At 70.0% G+C, this 14,704-nt stretch carries 11 protein-coding genes; 8 read left to right on the forward strand and 3 right to left on the reverse strand.

Annotated features, from left to right (window positions below):
* Window positions 1–18: 18 nt before the first annotated feature.
* From HDA39_RS13285 to HDA39_RS13315, 7 genes are all read left to right on the forward strand, one after another.
* Window positions 19–2,151, forward strand: a complete 2,133-nt coding sequence (locus HDA39_RS13285; protein ID WP_337925734.1) for a M6 family metalloprotease domain-containing protein — start codon at window positions 19–21, stop codon at window positions 2,149–2,151.
* Window positions 2,152–2,276: 125 nt separating this feature from the next.
* Window positions 2,277–2,705, forward strand: coding sequence for a hypothetical protein (locus HDA39_RS13290; protein WP_337925735.1), 429 nt, complete (start codon window positions 2,277–2,279; stop codon window positions 2,703–2,705).
* Window positions 2,699–2,920 (forward strand): helix-turn-helix transcriptional regulator, encoded by a 222-nt coding sequence (locus HDA39_RS13295; RefSeq protein ID WP_184795523.1) that lies wholly within the window; start codon window positions 2,699–2,701, stop codon window positions 2,918–2,920. The genes HDA39_RS13290 and HDA39_RS13295 overlap by 7 nt, the downstream gene beginning before the upstream one ends.
* A gap of 2 nt (window positions 2,921–2,922) precedes the next feature.
* Entirely contained in the window at window positions 2,923–3,876 is a 954-nt protein-coding gene (locus tag HDA39_RS13300; protein WP_184795524.1) for an NAD(P)-dependent alcohol dehydrogenase, read from the forward strand.
* A gap of 212 nt (window positions 3,877–4,088) precedes the next feature.
* On the forward strand, window positions 4,089–4,847 hold the full coding sequence (locus tag HDA39_RS13305; RefSeq protein ID WP_184795525.1) for an ABC transporter ATP-binding protein: 759 nt from the start codon (window positions 4,089–4,091) through the stop codon (window positions 4,845–4,847).
* On the forward strand, window positions 4,844–7,501 hold the full coding sequence (locus HDA39_RS13310) for an FtsX-like permease family protein (protein WP_184795526.1): 2,658 nt from the start codon (window positions 4,844–4,846) through the stop codon (window positions 7,499–7,501). Before HDA39_RS13305 ends, HDA39_RS13310 begins: the two co-directional genes overlap by 4 nt.
* 17 nt (window positions 7,502–7,518) lie before the next feature.
* Window positions 7,519–7,986, forward strand: coding sequence for a multidrug transporter (locus HDA39_RS13315; RefSeq protein WP_238356044.1), 468 nt, complete (start codon window positions 7,519–7,521; stop codon window positions 7,984–7,986).
* On the opposite strand, the gene HDA39_RS13320 is transcribed toward HDA39_RS13315, so the two are convergent.
* A complete protein-coding gene (locus HDA39_RS13320) occupies window positions 7,922–8,599 on the reverse strand; it encodes a histone deacetylase (RefSeq protein WP_184795527.1) in 678 nt (225 codons plus the stop codon). The genes HDA39_RS13315 and HDA39_RS13320 overlap by 65 nt on opposite strands.
* Entirely contained in the window at window positions 8,596–9,408 is an 813-nt protein-coding gene (locus HDA39_RS13325; protein WP_184795528.1) for an amidohydrolase family protein, read from the reverse strand. The genes HDA39_RS13320 and HDA39_RS13325 overlap by 4 nt, the downstream gene beginning before the upstream one ends.
* A 201-nt stretch (window positions 9,409–9,609) precedes the next feature.
* On the opposite strand from HDA39_RS13325, the gene HDA39_RS13330 reads away from it, so the two are divergent.
* Window positions 9,610–11,664 carry a phosphocholine-specific phospholipase C gene (locus HDA39_RS13330; RefSeq protein WP_184795529.1) on the forward strand — a complete coding sequence of 685 codons (2,055 nt, stop codon included), beginning with the start codon at window positions 9,610–9,612 and terminating at the stop codon, window positions 11,662–11,664.
* Window positions 11,665–11,708: 44 nt separating this feature from the next.
* Here HDA39_RS13330 and HDA39_RS13335 read toward each other — a convergent pair whose 3' ends face one another.
* The gene (locus HDA39_RS13335; RefSeq protein ID WP_184795530.1) at window positions 11,709–14,486 is read right to left on the reverse strand and encodes an AAA family ATPase; all 2,778 of its coding nucleotides are present in this window, start codon (window positions 14,484–14,486) and stop codon (window positions 11,709–11,711) included.
* Window positions 14,487–14,704 lie beyond the last annotated feature (218 nt).

The following is a 14,704-nucleotide window of genomic DNA, read 5'->3' on the forward strand; positions in this document are numbered from 1 at the left end:
GTCGATCGGATACCGCCCGTGCCCGTTCAACGGAAGTCCCGTCCCGTCCTGCGGTTGATGACCGTGCTCACCGCAGCGGCCGTCGCCGCGGTGGCCCTCGCGTCCCCCGCGCCGGCCACCGTCGCCGACCAGCCCGATCCCGCCAACGCCTGGCAGTTCGACCACTGGCCGCAGCAGCAGCCGTGGCAGCAGTCGCAGCCGGCGCCCGCGGCCAACCGTCTGGCCGGCCCGGCCAACGGCACCGGGGCCTTCGGTGCCCCGATCGATCCGCAGAACTGGGAGAACCCCGACCACATGACGTGGTCGGACTACAAGAAGCCACCCGGCACCAACTGGGCCGACCCCACGAAGACCGGCTCGGACCGGACCTTCAAGGGCGCGCTGGTCCTGGTCGACTACCCGGACAAGGACTTCGTCGTCACCCAGCCGAAGAACTCGACGCCGTTCGGCAATCCGAGCGCCGAGGCCAACGGCGTACCGCGCGACCAGGTCGCGCAGTTCTACCACGACTTCCTCAACAAGCCCGGCGCGCTCAACCGCGGCCACACGCTGCACGAGTACTGGATGGAGGACTCCGGCGGCCGGTACGGCGTCGAGCTGGACGCCTTCGGCCCGTACAAGATGCCCGGCAAGTCGTACGAGTACGCGATGGAGTTCCAGAGCGACGAGGACTGCCCGGCCGGCTCGGACTGCTCGAAGGACATCCGCGCCGACGGCCGCGCCGCCTGGGTCGCCGACCAGGGCGCCGAGGTGCCGGCCGGGTTCGACTTCGTCTTCTTCATGAGCGCCGGCCAGGACGAGTCGTCCACCTGGCAGGAGTTCGGGATGATGAAGTTCCCGACCAAGGAGGACGTCACCGAGGAGTTCGGCGGACCGGTCCCCGAGCAGCGCAACTGGTCCGACACCCGGTACGTCGACTGGACGTCGTGGCAGGCCGGTTCGTCCATCTGGCCGAACGCCGGCGGCGGCTCGTCGACCCAGGCCGAGAGCTCCGGCATGGGCGTCTTCGCCCACGAGTTCAGCCACATCCTGGGTATCGGTGACAACTACAACAACCCGTACGGCGTACCGGCCCGTCGCGCGTACACCGGCATCTGGGAGATGCTCAGCCGCGGCAGCTTCAACGGCCCGGGCGGTCCGCACAGCCGGTGGATGATCCCCGCGACCGGCGGCGCGTCGATGGGCGCGCAACACATGCTGCGCAACAAGATCAAGCTCGAGATGGTCGACGAGCAGAACGTGCTCCGGCTCGACCGGGCCGCGCTCGCGCAGTCCGGCGTCGTCGTCGCGGACGTGACCGCGCGGGTCGCCCAGCCGGGGCCGACCGGCCTGTCAGGCGTCAACATCACGCTCGGCGGCGGCGACCTCGCGCCCGCGTGCGACACGGCGACCGACCCGCTGTGCGACGGCCGCGGCTACCAGAACTACACGGTCGAGGTCGTCGACCGGATGGGCACGGACTCGTTCACGCCGGACTCCGGCGTCCTGCTGGCCAAGACCAAGGACCAGGACCGCGCGCCGTTCGAGTGGGTGATCGACGCCAACCCGCAGGACATCAACATGACCGACTACGTCCTGCCCGACGGCACCAAGGTCCCGATCACGATCGGCGACTACCGGCAGCTGTCCGACGCGCTCTTCCACGCCGGCACGAACTCCGGCAGCGAGTACGAGTACGTCGACCAGGCGAACCGGCTGCACTTCTACGTCACCAACGTGAAGCGTGACAAGAAGGGCATCCTGTCGTACACCGTCGCCGTCCGCTCCCTCGACGGCTCGGGCCCCGCCAAGCGCGGCGTACGGCTGTTGCCGACGGTCGGCCTCCCCGGCCGCGGCGGCGTCGCGACCTGCAACTTCCCGCTCACCAACACCGGCAAGGCGGCCGCTGCCCAGGGCCAGCACCCCGAGGACGTCAGCAAGTACCTGACCAGCGACGTCTACCGCCTCACCGCCAAGATCGAGGGCCGCGGCTGGTCGGTCAACCTCCCCAACGCCCTCACCACCGCCAAGGCCGGCACCAGCGTCGCCGTCCCCGTCCAGGCCAAGTACGACGGCCGCTCGGCCTCCCTCGCCAAGGTCACCCTGACCGCGGTCTCGGAGTCCGACCCCACCAAGAAGTCCACCACCAGCTGCGTGGCCCTGGCCAAGTAGCTCGTCCTTCGGCCGGGCGGGTCTTCCCGCCCGGCTTCTTCTTGGCGTGGGCTGTAAAGAATCTTTGACATGGTGTCCGGTGTGCTTTACCTTCGAGGTGTCAAAGATTCTTTACTCAGGGGGTCGTGGTGGCGTTTCAGGAGAAGCGGGCCTGGGTGTTCATGATCGTGTCGGTGATCGGGTACGTCGTGTACGCCGTGGTGGTGCTGCGCCGGGTCGACGGGGGCTGGGGCGATACGCCGTACATCGCGGTGATGCTCTGGACGATCGGGGCGGCGATCGTCGCGGCGATCGCCCTGGAGATGGTGGTCGCGGCGACGGCGGGGAAGGACGACGGGCCGCAGATGGATCAGCGGGACCGGGAGATCGCGCGGTTCGGGGAGCAGGTGGGGCAGTCGTTCGTGGTGATCGGTGGGGTCACCGCGATGGGGCTGGCGATGCTCGAGGTGCCGCACTTCTGGATCGCGAACGCGGTGTACCTGGCGTTCTTCCTGTCGGCGGTGCTCGGGTCGGTCGCGCGGATCGCGGCCTACCGGCGGGGGCTGCCGTGGTGAAGCCGACGCGGGTGACGAACGCGATCCGCGCGTTGCGGTTCGGGCAGGACGAGATGACGCAGGCCGAGCTGGCGCGGCGGATCGGGGTGACGCGGCAGACGGTGATCGCGATCGAGCAGGGCAAGTACTCGCCGTCGCTGGAGCTGGCGTTCCAGATCGCGGGCGTGTTCGGCGTACGGCTCGAAGAGGTTTTCCAGTATCCAGGGGAGGAGTGATCATGAGGGCAGTGGTTCAGGACCGGTACGGACCACCGGAGGTACTCCGGGTCGAGGAGATCGACCAGCCGGTTGCTGGGGGCAACCAAGTGCTGGTGAAGGTGGTGGCGGCGGGCGTCGATCAGGGAACGTGGCACCTGATGGCCGGCGAGCCGCGGATGGTCCGGCTCGCGATCGGGCTGCGCCGGCCGAGGATGCGGGTCAGTGGGCGGGACGTCGCCGGGGTGGTCGAGGCGGTCGGTCCGGGGGTGACGTCGCTGGCCGTCGGCGACGAAGTGTACGGGACGTGCGAGAGCGGTTCCTTCGCCGAGTATGCCGTGGGTCGGACCGGCCAGCTCACCCGCAAGCCGGCCAACCTGACCTTCGAGCAGGCAGCCGCCGTACCGATCTCTGCTGGTACGGCGTTGCAGGGCCTGCGCGGGATCAAGCCGGGAGAGCGCGTTCTCGTGCTCGGCGCGGCCGGGGGCGTCGGCTCGTACGGCGTCCAGCTGGCGAAGGCGGCCGGCGCTCACGTCACGGGCGTCTCCAGTACGGCGAAGCTCGACCTGGTCCGGGAGCTGGGCGCCGACGAGGCCCTCGACTACACCCGCGACGAGCTGCCGGCGGCGGCGTACGACTTCATCCTGGACACGGGCGGGAACCGCTCTCTGAAGATCTTGCGGCGTGCCCTGAAACCCAAGGGCCGCGTGGTGATCATCGGCAGCGAGACCAAAGGCCCGCTCGGCGGCATGAGCCGCATCCTGTGGGCGGCGCTGCTCTCACTCGTCGTCAGCCAGCAACTCCGCGGCCTGATCAGCACCGAACGCGCCGAGGACTACGCCGAGCTCCGCGCCCTGATCGAGTCCGGCAAGGTCACCCCCGCGATCGACCGCACCTACCCACTCGACGAGGCCGCCGCCGCCATCCACCACCTCCGCGACGGACATCCGCGCGGCAAGCTCGTGATCACCATCTGACCGCGAGCCTCACCCGCGCGCTCTCACCAGGTGTGCACGACGGCACCCAGTCGCTCAGCACGTTGTCCATGCCGCCATCTCCCCGGGATGATCCCTGAGCGATCCCCGAGTTCGCCGGAAAGCCGTTGTGGTCGTGCGGTGCGCAGGAGCAGACTCGGCGCAGGGACGGGGAACAAGCTCGGCTGGGGGCCGCTGATCAGCCGGGAGGGGCAATGATCGGCACGGAAGAACCAACGAACCGAACCACCGACGTCGTACAGGCCGAAGATCTGGTCCGCGTGTACGGCGAGGGCGACACCGCGGTCCGCGCGCTGCACGGGGTGAGTGTGCGGATCGAGCCGGGGCAGTTGACGGCGGTGATGGGACCGTCCGGCTCGGGCAAGTCGACGCTGATGCACATCCTGGCGGGGCTGGACAAGCCGACGACCGGCTCGGTCCGGATCGCCGGTACCGAGATCACCACCCTCGGTGACGACGACCTGACCAAGCTGCGGCGCGAGCACATCGGCTTCATCTTCCAGTTCTTCAACCTGCTGCCGATGCTGACCGCGCGCGAGAACATTCTGCTCCCGTTGACGATCGCGGGGCGGCGGGCGGATCCCGAGTACTTCGACGCGCTCGTCGCGCGGGTCGGCCTCGCCGACCGGCTGACGCACCGGCCGGCCGAGCTGTCCGGTGGCCAGCAGCAACGAGTCGCGATCGCCCGCGCGCTGGTGTCGCAGCCGACCGTCGTCTTCGCCGACGAACCGACCGGCAACCTCGACTCCCGCACCAGCAAGGAGATCCTCGAACTGCTGCGGCAATCGGTCGAGGAGTACGGGCAGACCACCGTGATGGTCACCCACGACGCCCGCGCGGCCGCGATGGCCGACCGGATCCTCTTCCTCGCCGACGGCGGGATCGTCAAGGAGACCGGGCGGATCAGCCAGCACGACATCCTGCAGGTGATCGACACGCTGGACCTGCAGTGATCCGGTTCGCGCTGGCCGGGATGCTCAGCCGCAAGCTCCGGACCGCGCTCACCGCGATCGGCGTCGTCCTCGGCGTCTCGCTGATCTCCGGCACGTACGTGCTGACCGACTCGATCACCGGCGCCTTCGACTCGATCTTCTCCGAGAACTACAAGAACACCGACGCGACCGTCACCGGCAAGACCGCGTTCGACACCACGACGGACTCCGCCGGCGGCGTCGCGCCGCCGTTCGCCGCGAGCGCTCTGCCGGAGATCGAGAAGCTGCCCGAGGTCGACGCGGCCGACGGCAGCGTGTTCGGCGAGGTCCAGCTGATCGGCCGCGACGGCAAGGCGATCGTCTTCGGCGGCGCGCCCAACCTCGGCTTCAGCGTCAACCCGGAGCTGCCGCAGTTCAACGCGCTCACCCTGGTCGGCGGCAGCTGGCCGGGGCCCGGCGAGGTCGTGATCGACACCCAGAGCGCCGAGAAGAAGGGCTTCGCGGCCGGCGACGAGATCGCCGTCCAGGCCCGCGGCCCGGCCGAGCGGATGCGGGTCTCCGGGCTGGTCGAGTTCGGCGAGGTGTCGTCGATCGGCGGCGCGACGCTGGCCGGCTTCGACCTCGGGACGGCGCAGAAGCTGTTCGGCAAGACCGATCAGTACGACCAGATCCTGATCTCCGCCAAGGACGGGGTGCCGCAGCACCAACTGGTCGATGCCGTCGGCAAGGTTCTGCCCGCCGGCACCCAAGTCCGTACGGCGGAGGAGCAGGCCGCCGCGGACGCCGAGGACACCAGCGGGTTCCTCGACTTCTTCCGGACCTTCCTGCTCGTCTTCGGCGGAATCGCGTTGTTCGTCGGTTCGTTCGTGATCGCGAACTCGCTGTCGATCACGATCGCTCAGCGCACCCGCGAGTTCGCGACGCTGCGGACACTGGGCGCCTCGCGCCGGCAGATCCTCGGTTCGGTGGTGCTCGAAGCGCTGATCACCGGCGTGCTCGCGTCGATCGCCGGGCTGCTGTTCGGGCTCGCGATCGCGACCGGGCTGTTCAACCTGTTCGACGCGGTCGGGTTCACGCTGCCGAACAACGGGCTCGTGTTCCAGACGCGCACGATCGTGGTCGGGCTGCTGGTCGGCATTCTCGTCACCGTCGTCGCGAGCCTGCGGCCCGCGTGGCGCGCGACGCGGGTGCCGCCGATCGCCGCCGTACGGGAAGGTGCGACGCCGATACCGGGACGCTTCAACCGGTACCGGCCGATCGGTGCCGCGTTGCTCGCGATCGCCGGGGTCGCCCTGGTGGTGGTCGGGTTGTTCGTCGACGGGCTGCCGACGGCGGCGTTGCTGGCGATGCTCGGCGGCGGTGTGCTGCTGCTGTTCGTCGGGGTCGCGTTGTTCTCGTCCCGGCTGGTCAAGCCGCTCGCCGCGGCGTCGGATCCGGTCGCGCGGTGGTCCGTGGTGACGTTGACGGTGCTGGTGTGGCCGGTGCTGGTGCTGGGGTGGGTGGTCAAGCGCGTGTTCCGGCGTACGGCGGAGTTCCCGCGGGTGCTGCCGGACGGACCGGCGACCGCGATCGGCGGGCAGAACAGCCGGCGCGATCCGGCGCGGACCGCCTCGACCGCGGCGGCGCTGATGATCGGGCTCGCGCTCGTGACGCTGGTCGCGACGCTTGGGGCCGGGATCATCAAACCGTTCGAGGATGCGGTCGACGGCATCTTCAGCGCCGACTACGCGATCACGGCGCAGAACAACTTCAGCCCGCTGCCGCCTGACGTCGCCGCGGCGGTCGCCGCGACTCCGGGCGTCTCCGCGGTGACCAGCGTGCGCGGTGGGCAGGCGTCGGCGTACGGCGAGAGGATCACGATCACCGGCGTCGACGCGGCCGCGCCGGAGTTGCTGGCCTTCGACTGGCGGTCGGGTTCGCAGCAGTCGCTCGCCGAGCTCGGGGCCGGCGGCGCGATCGTCGACGCGGACTACGCCGACCAGCACGCGCTCTCCGTGGGATCGCAGCTCGCGCTGACCACGGTGACCGGCAAGGCGCTGCCGCTGAAGGTGCTCGGGGTGTTCCGGCCGCCGGCCGGCGGGTCGCCGTTCGGGAACGTGACCATCTCGACGCCGACGTTCGACGCGAACAACCCGCAGCCGTTGACCGTCTACACGTTCGTCAATCTGTCCGGTGGTGTCACGGCCGCGAACACGGCCGCGCTCGAAGGTGCTCTGAGCACGTTCCCGAACGCGAAGGCGCTCGACCGCGACGCGTTCAAGAAGTCGCAGACCGACGGCATCAAGAGCATTCTCAACGTGCTCTACGTGCTGCTGGCGCTGTCGGTGCTGGTCAGCCTGTTCGGCATCGTCAACACGCTGGTGCTGACCGTGTTCGAGCGCACCCGCGAGCTCGGGATGCTGCGTGCGGTCGGGCTGACGCGCGGGCAGGTGAAGAAGATGATCCGGCACGAGAGCGTGATCACCGCCCTGATCGGCGCCGCGATCGGCATCGTGCTCGGCCTCGGCCTCGCGCTGCTGCTCGCCGCGCGGCTGGAGGAGGTCGCGTTCGCCGTACCGGTCGCTCAGGTGGTGGTCTTCGGCGTCCTGTCCATCGTCGTCGGCATCCTCGCCGCCATCTGGCCGGCCCGCCGAGCCGCCCGCCTCAACCCCTTGGAGGCTTTGCAGTACGAGTAGTACGCAAGAATGTCCGGATGCGAAAGGTCAGCTCGAGAATGCGCTCTCTCGCCGTTCTCGAGCTGATCAACATCGCACTGATCGGCTGGTTCGTGTTCTCCGCCCTCGACGCACCCCGCACGGCCGCCAACCTCGCCGGGTACTGCGCCACGGCGATCCTGCTCGCCGTCGGAGCGTCGTACTGGCTGGTGAAGCTGGGTCAGGTGCGCGCCGGTCTCCCCCGCCTCCCCCATGCCATGACCTTCCGCCGGCTGCGGTTGGTCTGCGCCCTCGTCGTCCTGGCCGCCGCGATCCTCGTCGCCTCAGCGCTGGCCAACCCACCCTCCGAGTACGTCGCCGGCCTGGTCCTCCTGCTCCTGGCGGCCGCCGAGTACGTCAACTACTTCCACTGGCAACTCATGTACGACAACCGCACCGACCTCACCCGCCTGTCCCGCACCGGCCGCCTGGCGCGGGCCCACCTCTGGCGGGACCTTTGGCGCTAGCGATCTCGGCCAACTCACCCGGGTCCCAGGCCCCCGCAACACCACGAGCCTCGCTCAGACACTCGGCGACCCGCGAGGCATCCCAGCCGTGCGCCTCCCGCAGACCGGCCGCGATCCACCACAGGTAGGCAGCACTCGGCGTGGACGGCTCGAGGTCACCCGCGTTCACGTCCGTCACCGTGAACATCGGTACGCCGTCCCGCTCGCCCAGGCGCGCGATCGTCTCGTACCGGCCCGGGCCCAGCACCCGCACCTCGTCGACGTCGTCGAGCGCCTCGGTCAGATCCTGTGCGAACGCGCTCCCCGGCTCGCGGTACATCTCCTGGGCGGCGACGTCGCCCAACTGCTCCGCGGTCAGCAAGTACGCGCGCCCGGCGACCAGGCCCGGCGCCGTCAGGTCGTAGAACGCGCGGCCGCCACCCCATGCCGCTGACTCACCGGAGAAGACCAGACCTCCGGGCACCTCGACAGCGGCGACCCTGTGGGGATCCCGAGGATCTCGGCAGCCCGGGTACACCCGGCGTCCGCCGGCCGGCTGGCCGCCCGCGAGGTAACACCGAAACCGGTCACTCGCCAGGTTCGACCCGTAGGCGACGTACCAGACCAGGTTCACAGGCCGAAGACCCGGCGGGCGTTGGCGCTCAGGAAGAGGTTGGTGGTCTCGGGGTCGAGGTCGAGGGTGGTCAGGTCCGAGAGCGCTTTCTCGGCGGTGATCATCGGGTAGTTGGTGCCGAAGAGGACCTTGTGACGGCCGTTGGTTCGGAGATACGTGACCAGCTCCGGCGGGTAGCGCCGGACGGTGTACGCCGAGGTGTCGATGTGGACGTTCGGGTACTTCGTCGCCAGCGCGATCATCTCGGCGGTCCACGGGTACCCGATGTGCCCGGCGACGATCGTCAGCTCGGGGAACTCCAGCGCGACGTCGTCGAGGTACGGGATCGGACGCCCGGTCTCCGACGTCCGGAGCGGGCCGGTGTGGCCGACCTGGGTGCAGAACGGGATCCCCAGCTCCACGCACTCGGCGTACAACGGGTAGTAGCGACGGTCGTTCGGCGGCAGGCCCCACACCCACGGGACCACGCGGAGGGCGCGGAGACCGCGCTCTCCGACCGCCCGCCGGAGCTCGCGGACCGCGTTCATCGGCTCGCGCAGGTCGACCGACGCGACGCCGACCAGGCGGTCGGGGTACTGCGCGACGAAGTCCGCGACCTCGTCGTTCGACACGAGCGGGCCCTCGGGGGCGTACCACGCACTGATCAGCCCGGTCGACACACCGCCGGCGTCCATCGCGGCGATCGTGCGCTCCAGCGGCAGCGCGGTCGACACCTCCTCGGTGCCGACCCACCGCCGCAGCGAGGTGAGCCAGTCCTGGGCCAGCATCCGCTCGGTCGGGTGCTGCATCCATGCGTCGACGATGTCCACGGACCTCACCGTACCCATCGGCGGGCCGACCGGCCGGGATGCAATTCACTGCACGTTTAATCTTGTTAACGGACAGTTTCGCGCGTAGCGTCCTGCGCGGCGCCCGTTCACGTGCCGTCCTCGAACTGTTCGCGAACGGGTGTCTGCGACGCAGTGCTGATGGTGAAAACTCCGATCCGACCGCCCACAAGGAGATGCAGCATGGCAGAAGTCAACCGTCGCAGGTTCCTGCAACTGGCCGGTGGTTCCGCCGCCCTGGCCGCGATGTCGAGCAGTATCGAGACCGCCGCCGCGATCCCGGCGCACCGCCGGCACGGCACCATCGAGGACGTCGAGCACATCGTCGTCCTGATGCAGGAGAACCGGTCGTTCGACCACTACTTCGGCTCGCTGCAGGGTGTCCGCGGCTTCGGCGACCCCCGCCCGGTCAACCTGCCGAACGGCAAGTCGGTCTGGCACCAGTCCGACGGTGCCCGCGAGGTCCTGCCGTTCCGGCCGCAGATCAACGATCTCGGCCTGCAGTTCATCCAGGACCTCGCGCACAGCTGGGGCGACGGGCACCAGGCGGTGAACAACGGCAAGTACGACCAGTGGATCCAGGCCAAGACCGCGACCACGATGGCGTACCTGACCCGCGAGGACATCCCGTTCCACTACGCACTGGCCGACAAGTTCACCATCTGCGACGCCTACCACTGCTCGTTCATCGGCTCGACCGACCCGAACCGGTACTACCTGTGGTCCGGGTACACCGGCAACGACGGCACCGGCGGTGGCCCGGTGCTCGGCAACGACGAGCTCGGCTACGACTGGACGACGTACCCCGAACGCCTGGAGCGCGCGGGGGTCTCGTGGAAGATCTACCAGGACATCGGCGACGGTCTCGACGCGGACGGCAGCTGGGGCTGGATCGACGACGCCTACCGCGGCAACTACGGCGACAACTCGTTGCTCTACTTCAACAAGTACCGCAACGCCCAGCCCGGGAACCCCTTGTACGACAAGGCGCGGACCGGGACGAACGTTGCCGAGGGCGACGGCCTGTTCGACCGGCTGCGTGCCGACGTGAAGGCGAACAAGCTGCCGAAGGTCTCCTGGATCGCGGCGCCCGAGGCGTTCACCGAGCACCCGAACTGGCCGGCCAACTACGGCGCCTGGTACATCTCGCAGGTCCTCGACGCGCTCACCTCGAACCCCGAGGTGTGGAGCAAGACCGCGTTCTTCATCACGTACGACGAGAACGACGGCTTCTTCGACCACGTCGTCCCGCCGTTCCCGCCGGCCTCGGCGAACCAGGGCCTGTCGACCGTTGCCGTCGGCCCCGACCTGTTCCCGGGCAGCAGCAAGTACGCCGCCGGCCCGTACGGGCTCGGGCAGCGCGTTCCGATGCTGGTCGTGTCGCCGTGGAGCACCGGAGGGTTCGTCAACTCCGAGGTCTCCGACCACACGTCGGTGATCCGGTTCATCGAACGCCGGTTCGGCGTCAAGGAGCCGAACATCTCGCCCTGGCGGCGCGCCATCTGTGGCGACCTCACGTCGGCGTTCGACTTCGGCACCGAGCACAGCCGGCCGGCCCGGCTGCCCGACACCTCGTCGTACCAGCCGCCGGACGGCGACCGGCACCCGGACTACAAGCCGACGCCGCCCGCGGTCGGCAAGCTGCCGGTGCAGGAGCGGGGCAGCCGGAAGACCAGGCCGTTGCCGTACGCACCGATCGTCGACGGCACCGTGACGCCGAGCACCGGCAAGTACACGCTCTCCTTCGAGTCCGGGCCGGAGGCGGCCGCGCAGTTCCACGTCGCCGGACCGAACCGGACCGACGGGCCGTGGACCTACACCACCGGCGCCGGCAAGACGCTCGCGGACAGCTGGAACACGACGTACTCGCACGGCGTCTACGAACTGGACGTCTACGGGCCGAACGGTTTCCTGCGCGGCTTCCGTGGCAAGCCGGTCCCCGGCCCGGAGGTGAAGGCGCGGCACAACGCGCGGACCGGTGACCTCGACCTGACGATCACCAACTCGTCGGCCGTCGACCACCACCTCACCGTCACCAACGCGTACGGCGGACGGCCGAAGCAACTCAAGGTCCGCGCCGGGACGTCGGCGAAGTACACCGTCGACCTGCACCACAGCCACAGCTGGTACGACGTGGAGCTGACCAGCACCGCCGACGACGTCTGGCACCGCCGCCTCGCGGGTCACGTGGAAACCGGCAGGCCGAGCCTGTCCGACCCCGGCATCCACACCCGCTGACCCCACCCGCCGCACAACCCCAACGTTGTGCGGCGGGTCCGGGTTCACGGATCGACCAGTGGACCGAGGTCGCGCCGCGACCGGATCTTCAGCTTGCGCATCGCGTTGGTCAGGTGGTCCTCGACCGTGCTCACCGACACCGACAGCTCCGCCGCGATCCGGCTGTTGCTGAACCCGCGCGCCGCCAGCCGCGCGACCTCCGTCTCCCGCGGAGAGAGCGCGTTCCCGTACCCGCGCCGCCCCCGCCGTGTCGTCACCGCAACCCCCGCGTCCCGCAATGCGTCCCGGCAGCGGCGCGCGTCCCATCGCGCACCGAACTTCTCGTACGTCGACGCCAGCGCGACCAGTTGGGCCGAGTCCCCCGCGTCGAGCGCCCGTCGCGCCTTCTCCTCCAGCGCCAGGCACTCGTCGTACGGCCGTCCGATCGCCCGGTAGGCAGCGGCCGCCTCGTCGAAGCCGAGATCGCCGACCACGAACGCCCGCACCAACTTGCCGGCAGCAACAGACGCCGGAGCGTCCCGTCCCACCAGCCCGGCCTCGAACTCGGTCAGCAACCCGACCGCATCGTCTCGCCGCCCGATCGCGTCCAGCGCCAGACAAGTCGTCGCCACGAACTCACTCGCCCAGGCCCACCCGTCCTTGCGCCGGACGACCTCCAGGAACTCCTCCATCGCCTCGAGCGCCGCGCCACCCTGCTCGGCCGCGAGCTGCAGCCGGCCGACGGTCGCCAAGGCCGCCGCACGCACCGGCAGCTCGCCACCCACCGACAGCAGCAACTCCTTGGCCCCGGCAACATCCCCCTGGGCCAGGCGCATCCGCCCGCCGACGAGATCGAGTTCCGCCTGCACCAGCGGCGCCGACTCTCCCACAGCCCTTGCCCTCAGCAACCTCTCCGGCAACAACGCCCAGTCCCCAGCAAGCCAGGCCTGCCACAACCGAGTCCCCACTCCCGCAGGCAACGCCGCACTCCGCCGATCGTGCCCCAACCACAAGAGCCCTCGCGCCGAGTACGACGACTCGTCCAGGTCCGACAAGTCCCCCAACGCCACCCCCAACCGCCCCCGGTTCCGCCGCACCATCACCCGCGCAACCCCGTCGGAGCTCACGCCCCCGCCCCGCGAATTCGACCAGGGTGTGCTCGACGTCTGCCCTCCCCGCAAGTCCTCCCCGGCGCGACCGTCATCACCGACGCCGCGTCCCCCGCCGACAAGCCGACCTTGCTCGCCCCGAAGGACGCCATCCCCTGTCTCCCCCAGCAACCGCGTAGCTCTGTGCATCCACGCGCGGTGCTCGGCGATCTCCTCCATCCCCGACGTCGGGACCGCGAGCGCCGACATCGCCCAGGCCGCGCTCGCCGGATCGTCCGCGAGCTCCGCGACGGCCGCCGCCAGCTCGCGTCGCGCCGTACCGAACTCTCCCGCGCGATCGTGCAGCAGCACCCCCAGCGCCAGCCGCAGCCGCCCGCGGTCGGCACTCGGCTCCAGCGCCTCGTCCAGCACCATCCGGATCGCGACGACCGCCTCGGACCACAGCGACGACTCGACCGCCGCATGCCCGAGCCGTGTCGCCAACCGCGCCTGGTCCGCCCATGGCAGCACCTCGACCCGCAGCATCTCCAGCAACTGCGAGATCGCGCTCTCCGCCTCTCCCGCCGCGACCAACTGCCCGGCGGCAAGTTCCGCCTGCGCCAACCACACGTCGATCAACCCACCCCGCCGGGAGTGATCCGCGATCCGCGCATGGGCCCCCGGCTCCCGCGCCGCCAAGGCCTCAGCCGCGCGCCGATGCAACCGCCGCAACTCGTCCGACGGGATCGTCTCGTACACCGCCCGCTGGGCCAACGCATGCCGCAGGTCGTACAACCCCGGCCGCACCTGCCCCAGCAGCCCGCGCGCCAACCCGACGTCGACCGCCTCGGTCAACTCCATCCCGTGGACCTCGGCGACCGCACCGATCAAGCTGTCCGACGCCGGCGAATCCAGTACGGCGGCCGCCCACACCACGCGCCGGCAAGCCTCCGGCACCTGCTCGAGCTTGATCGTCACCGATGCCCGCAACGCAACCGGCGCCCTGGTCTCCGCGAGAGCGCGCTCCACCGCGGAGACCAGCCCGTCCGGACCCACCGCCATGTCCCGCAGGAACTCCTCCACGACGAACGGCAGCCCACCCGTCCGCTCGAACAGCTCGCCGGTCAATGCCTCAGGCAACGACTCCACACGGAGCAGCTGCGTGGCCATCTCCCGTACGGCGACCGCCGGCAACGGCTGCACCCGCACTTCCGTCGTCCGCGTCCCCGCCCGTACGCATCCCGCCAGCGCCGTGATTTCCCCCGCCGACCGCAGATCCTCCGGCCGGTACGTCCCCACCAGCCGGACCTCGCGCGGCAGCCGGCTCGCCAGGAACCGCAGCAACTGCAGCGTCCCCCGATCGGCCCACTGCAGGTCCTCCACGAACAGCACCGCCGGCCCGAGCGAACCGAGCACCTCGGTCACCCGCGCGAACACCGAGTGCCGCATCCCCGGAACCAGCTCGCCGCGCCACGGCGTACCGGTCCCCGGTCGCGCGTCCAGCACCGGCGCCAAGGCCTCCAGCACCGGCGCCAGCGGCGCCTGGTCCTGCACCGGATGACACTGACCCGTCAGCCATCGCGCCGGATGATCCCGCGCGACCTCGGCGACGAGCCTGCTCTTGCCGGTCCCCGCCTCGCCGACCACCAGTACCAGACTCGGCGCCGCCGCCAGCGCGGCTCGCACCATCCGGGTCTCCCGTTCCCTGCCGACCAGCCGCAGCCTCTCCGGCCGGTCCCCGCTCGCCGTACGCACCGCCACTCGCCTAGTACGTCCCCGCCAGGCGACCCGTGGCCACCCTCCGTCTCCGTACGGCGGCCCGGTGGCCGTTTGTTTCGTTCCAACTACGCTCAGTCAACCGCATCACGCACATAGTGTGACCGCTCCCTGTTTCCGAGCACCGCCGACCCCCGGTCGAACTGAGTCGGTTTCACCTTCAATCTCCCTGCGCCATGCGACCCGCTCGCGGATCC

The organism is Kribbella italica, assembly GCF_014205135.1.
Classification (GTDB): Bacteria; Actinomycetota; Actinomycetes; order Propionibacteriales; family Kribbellaceae; genus Kribbella; species Kribbella italica.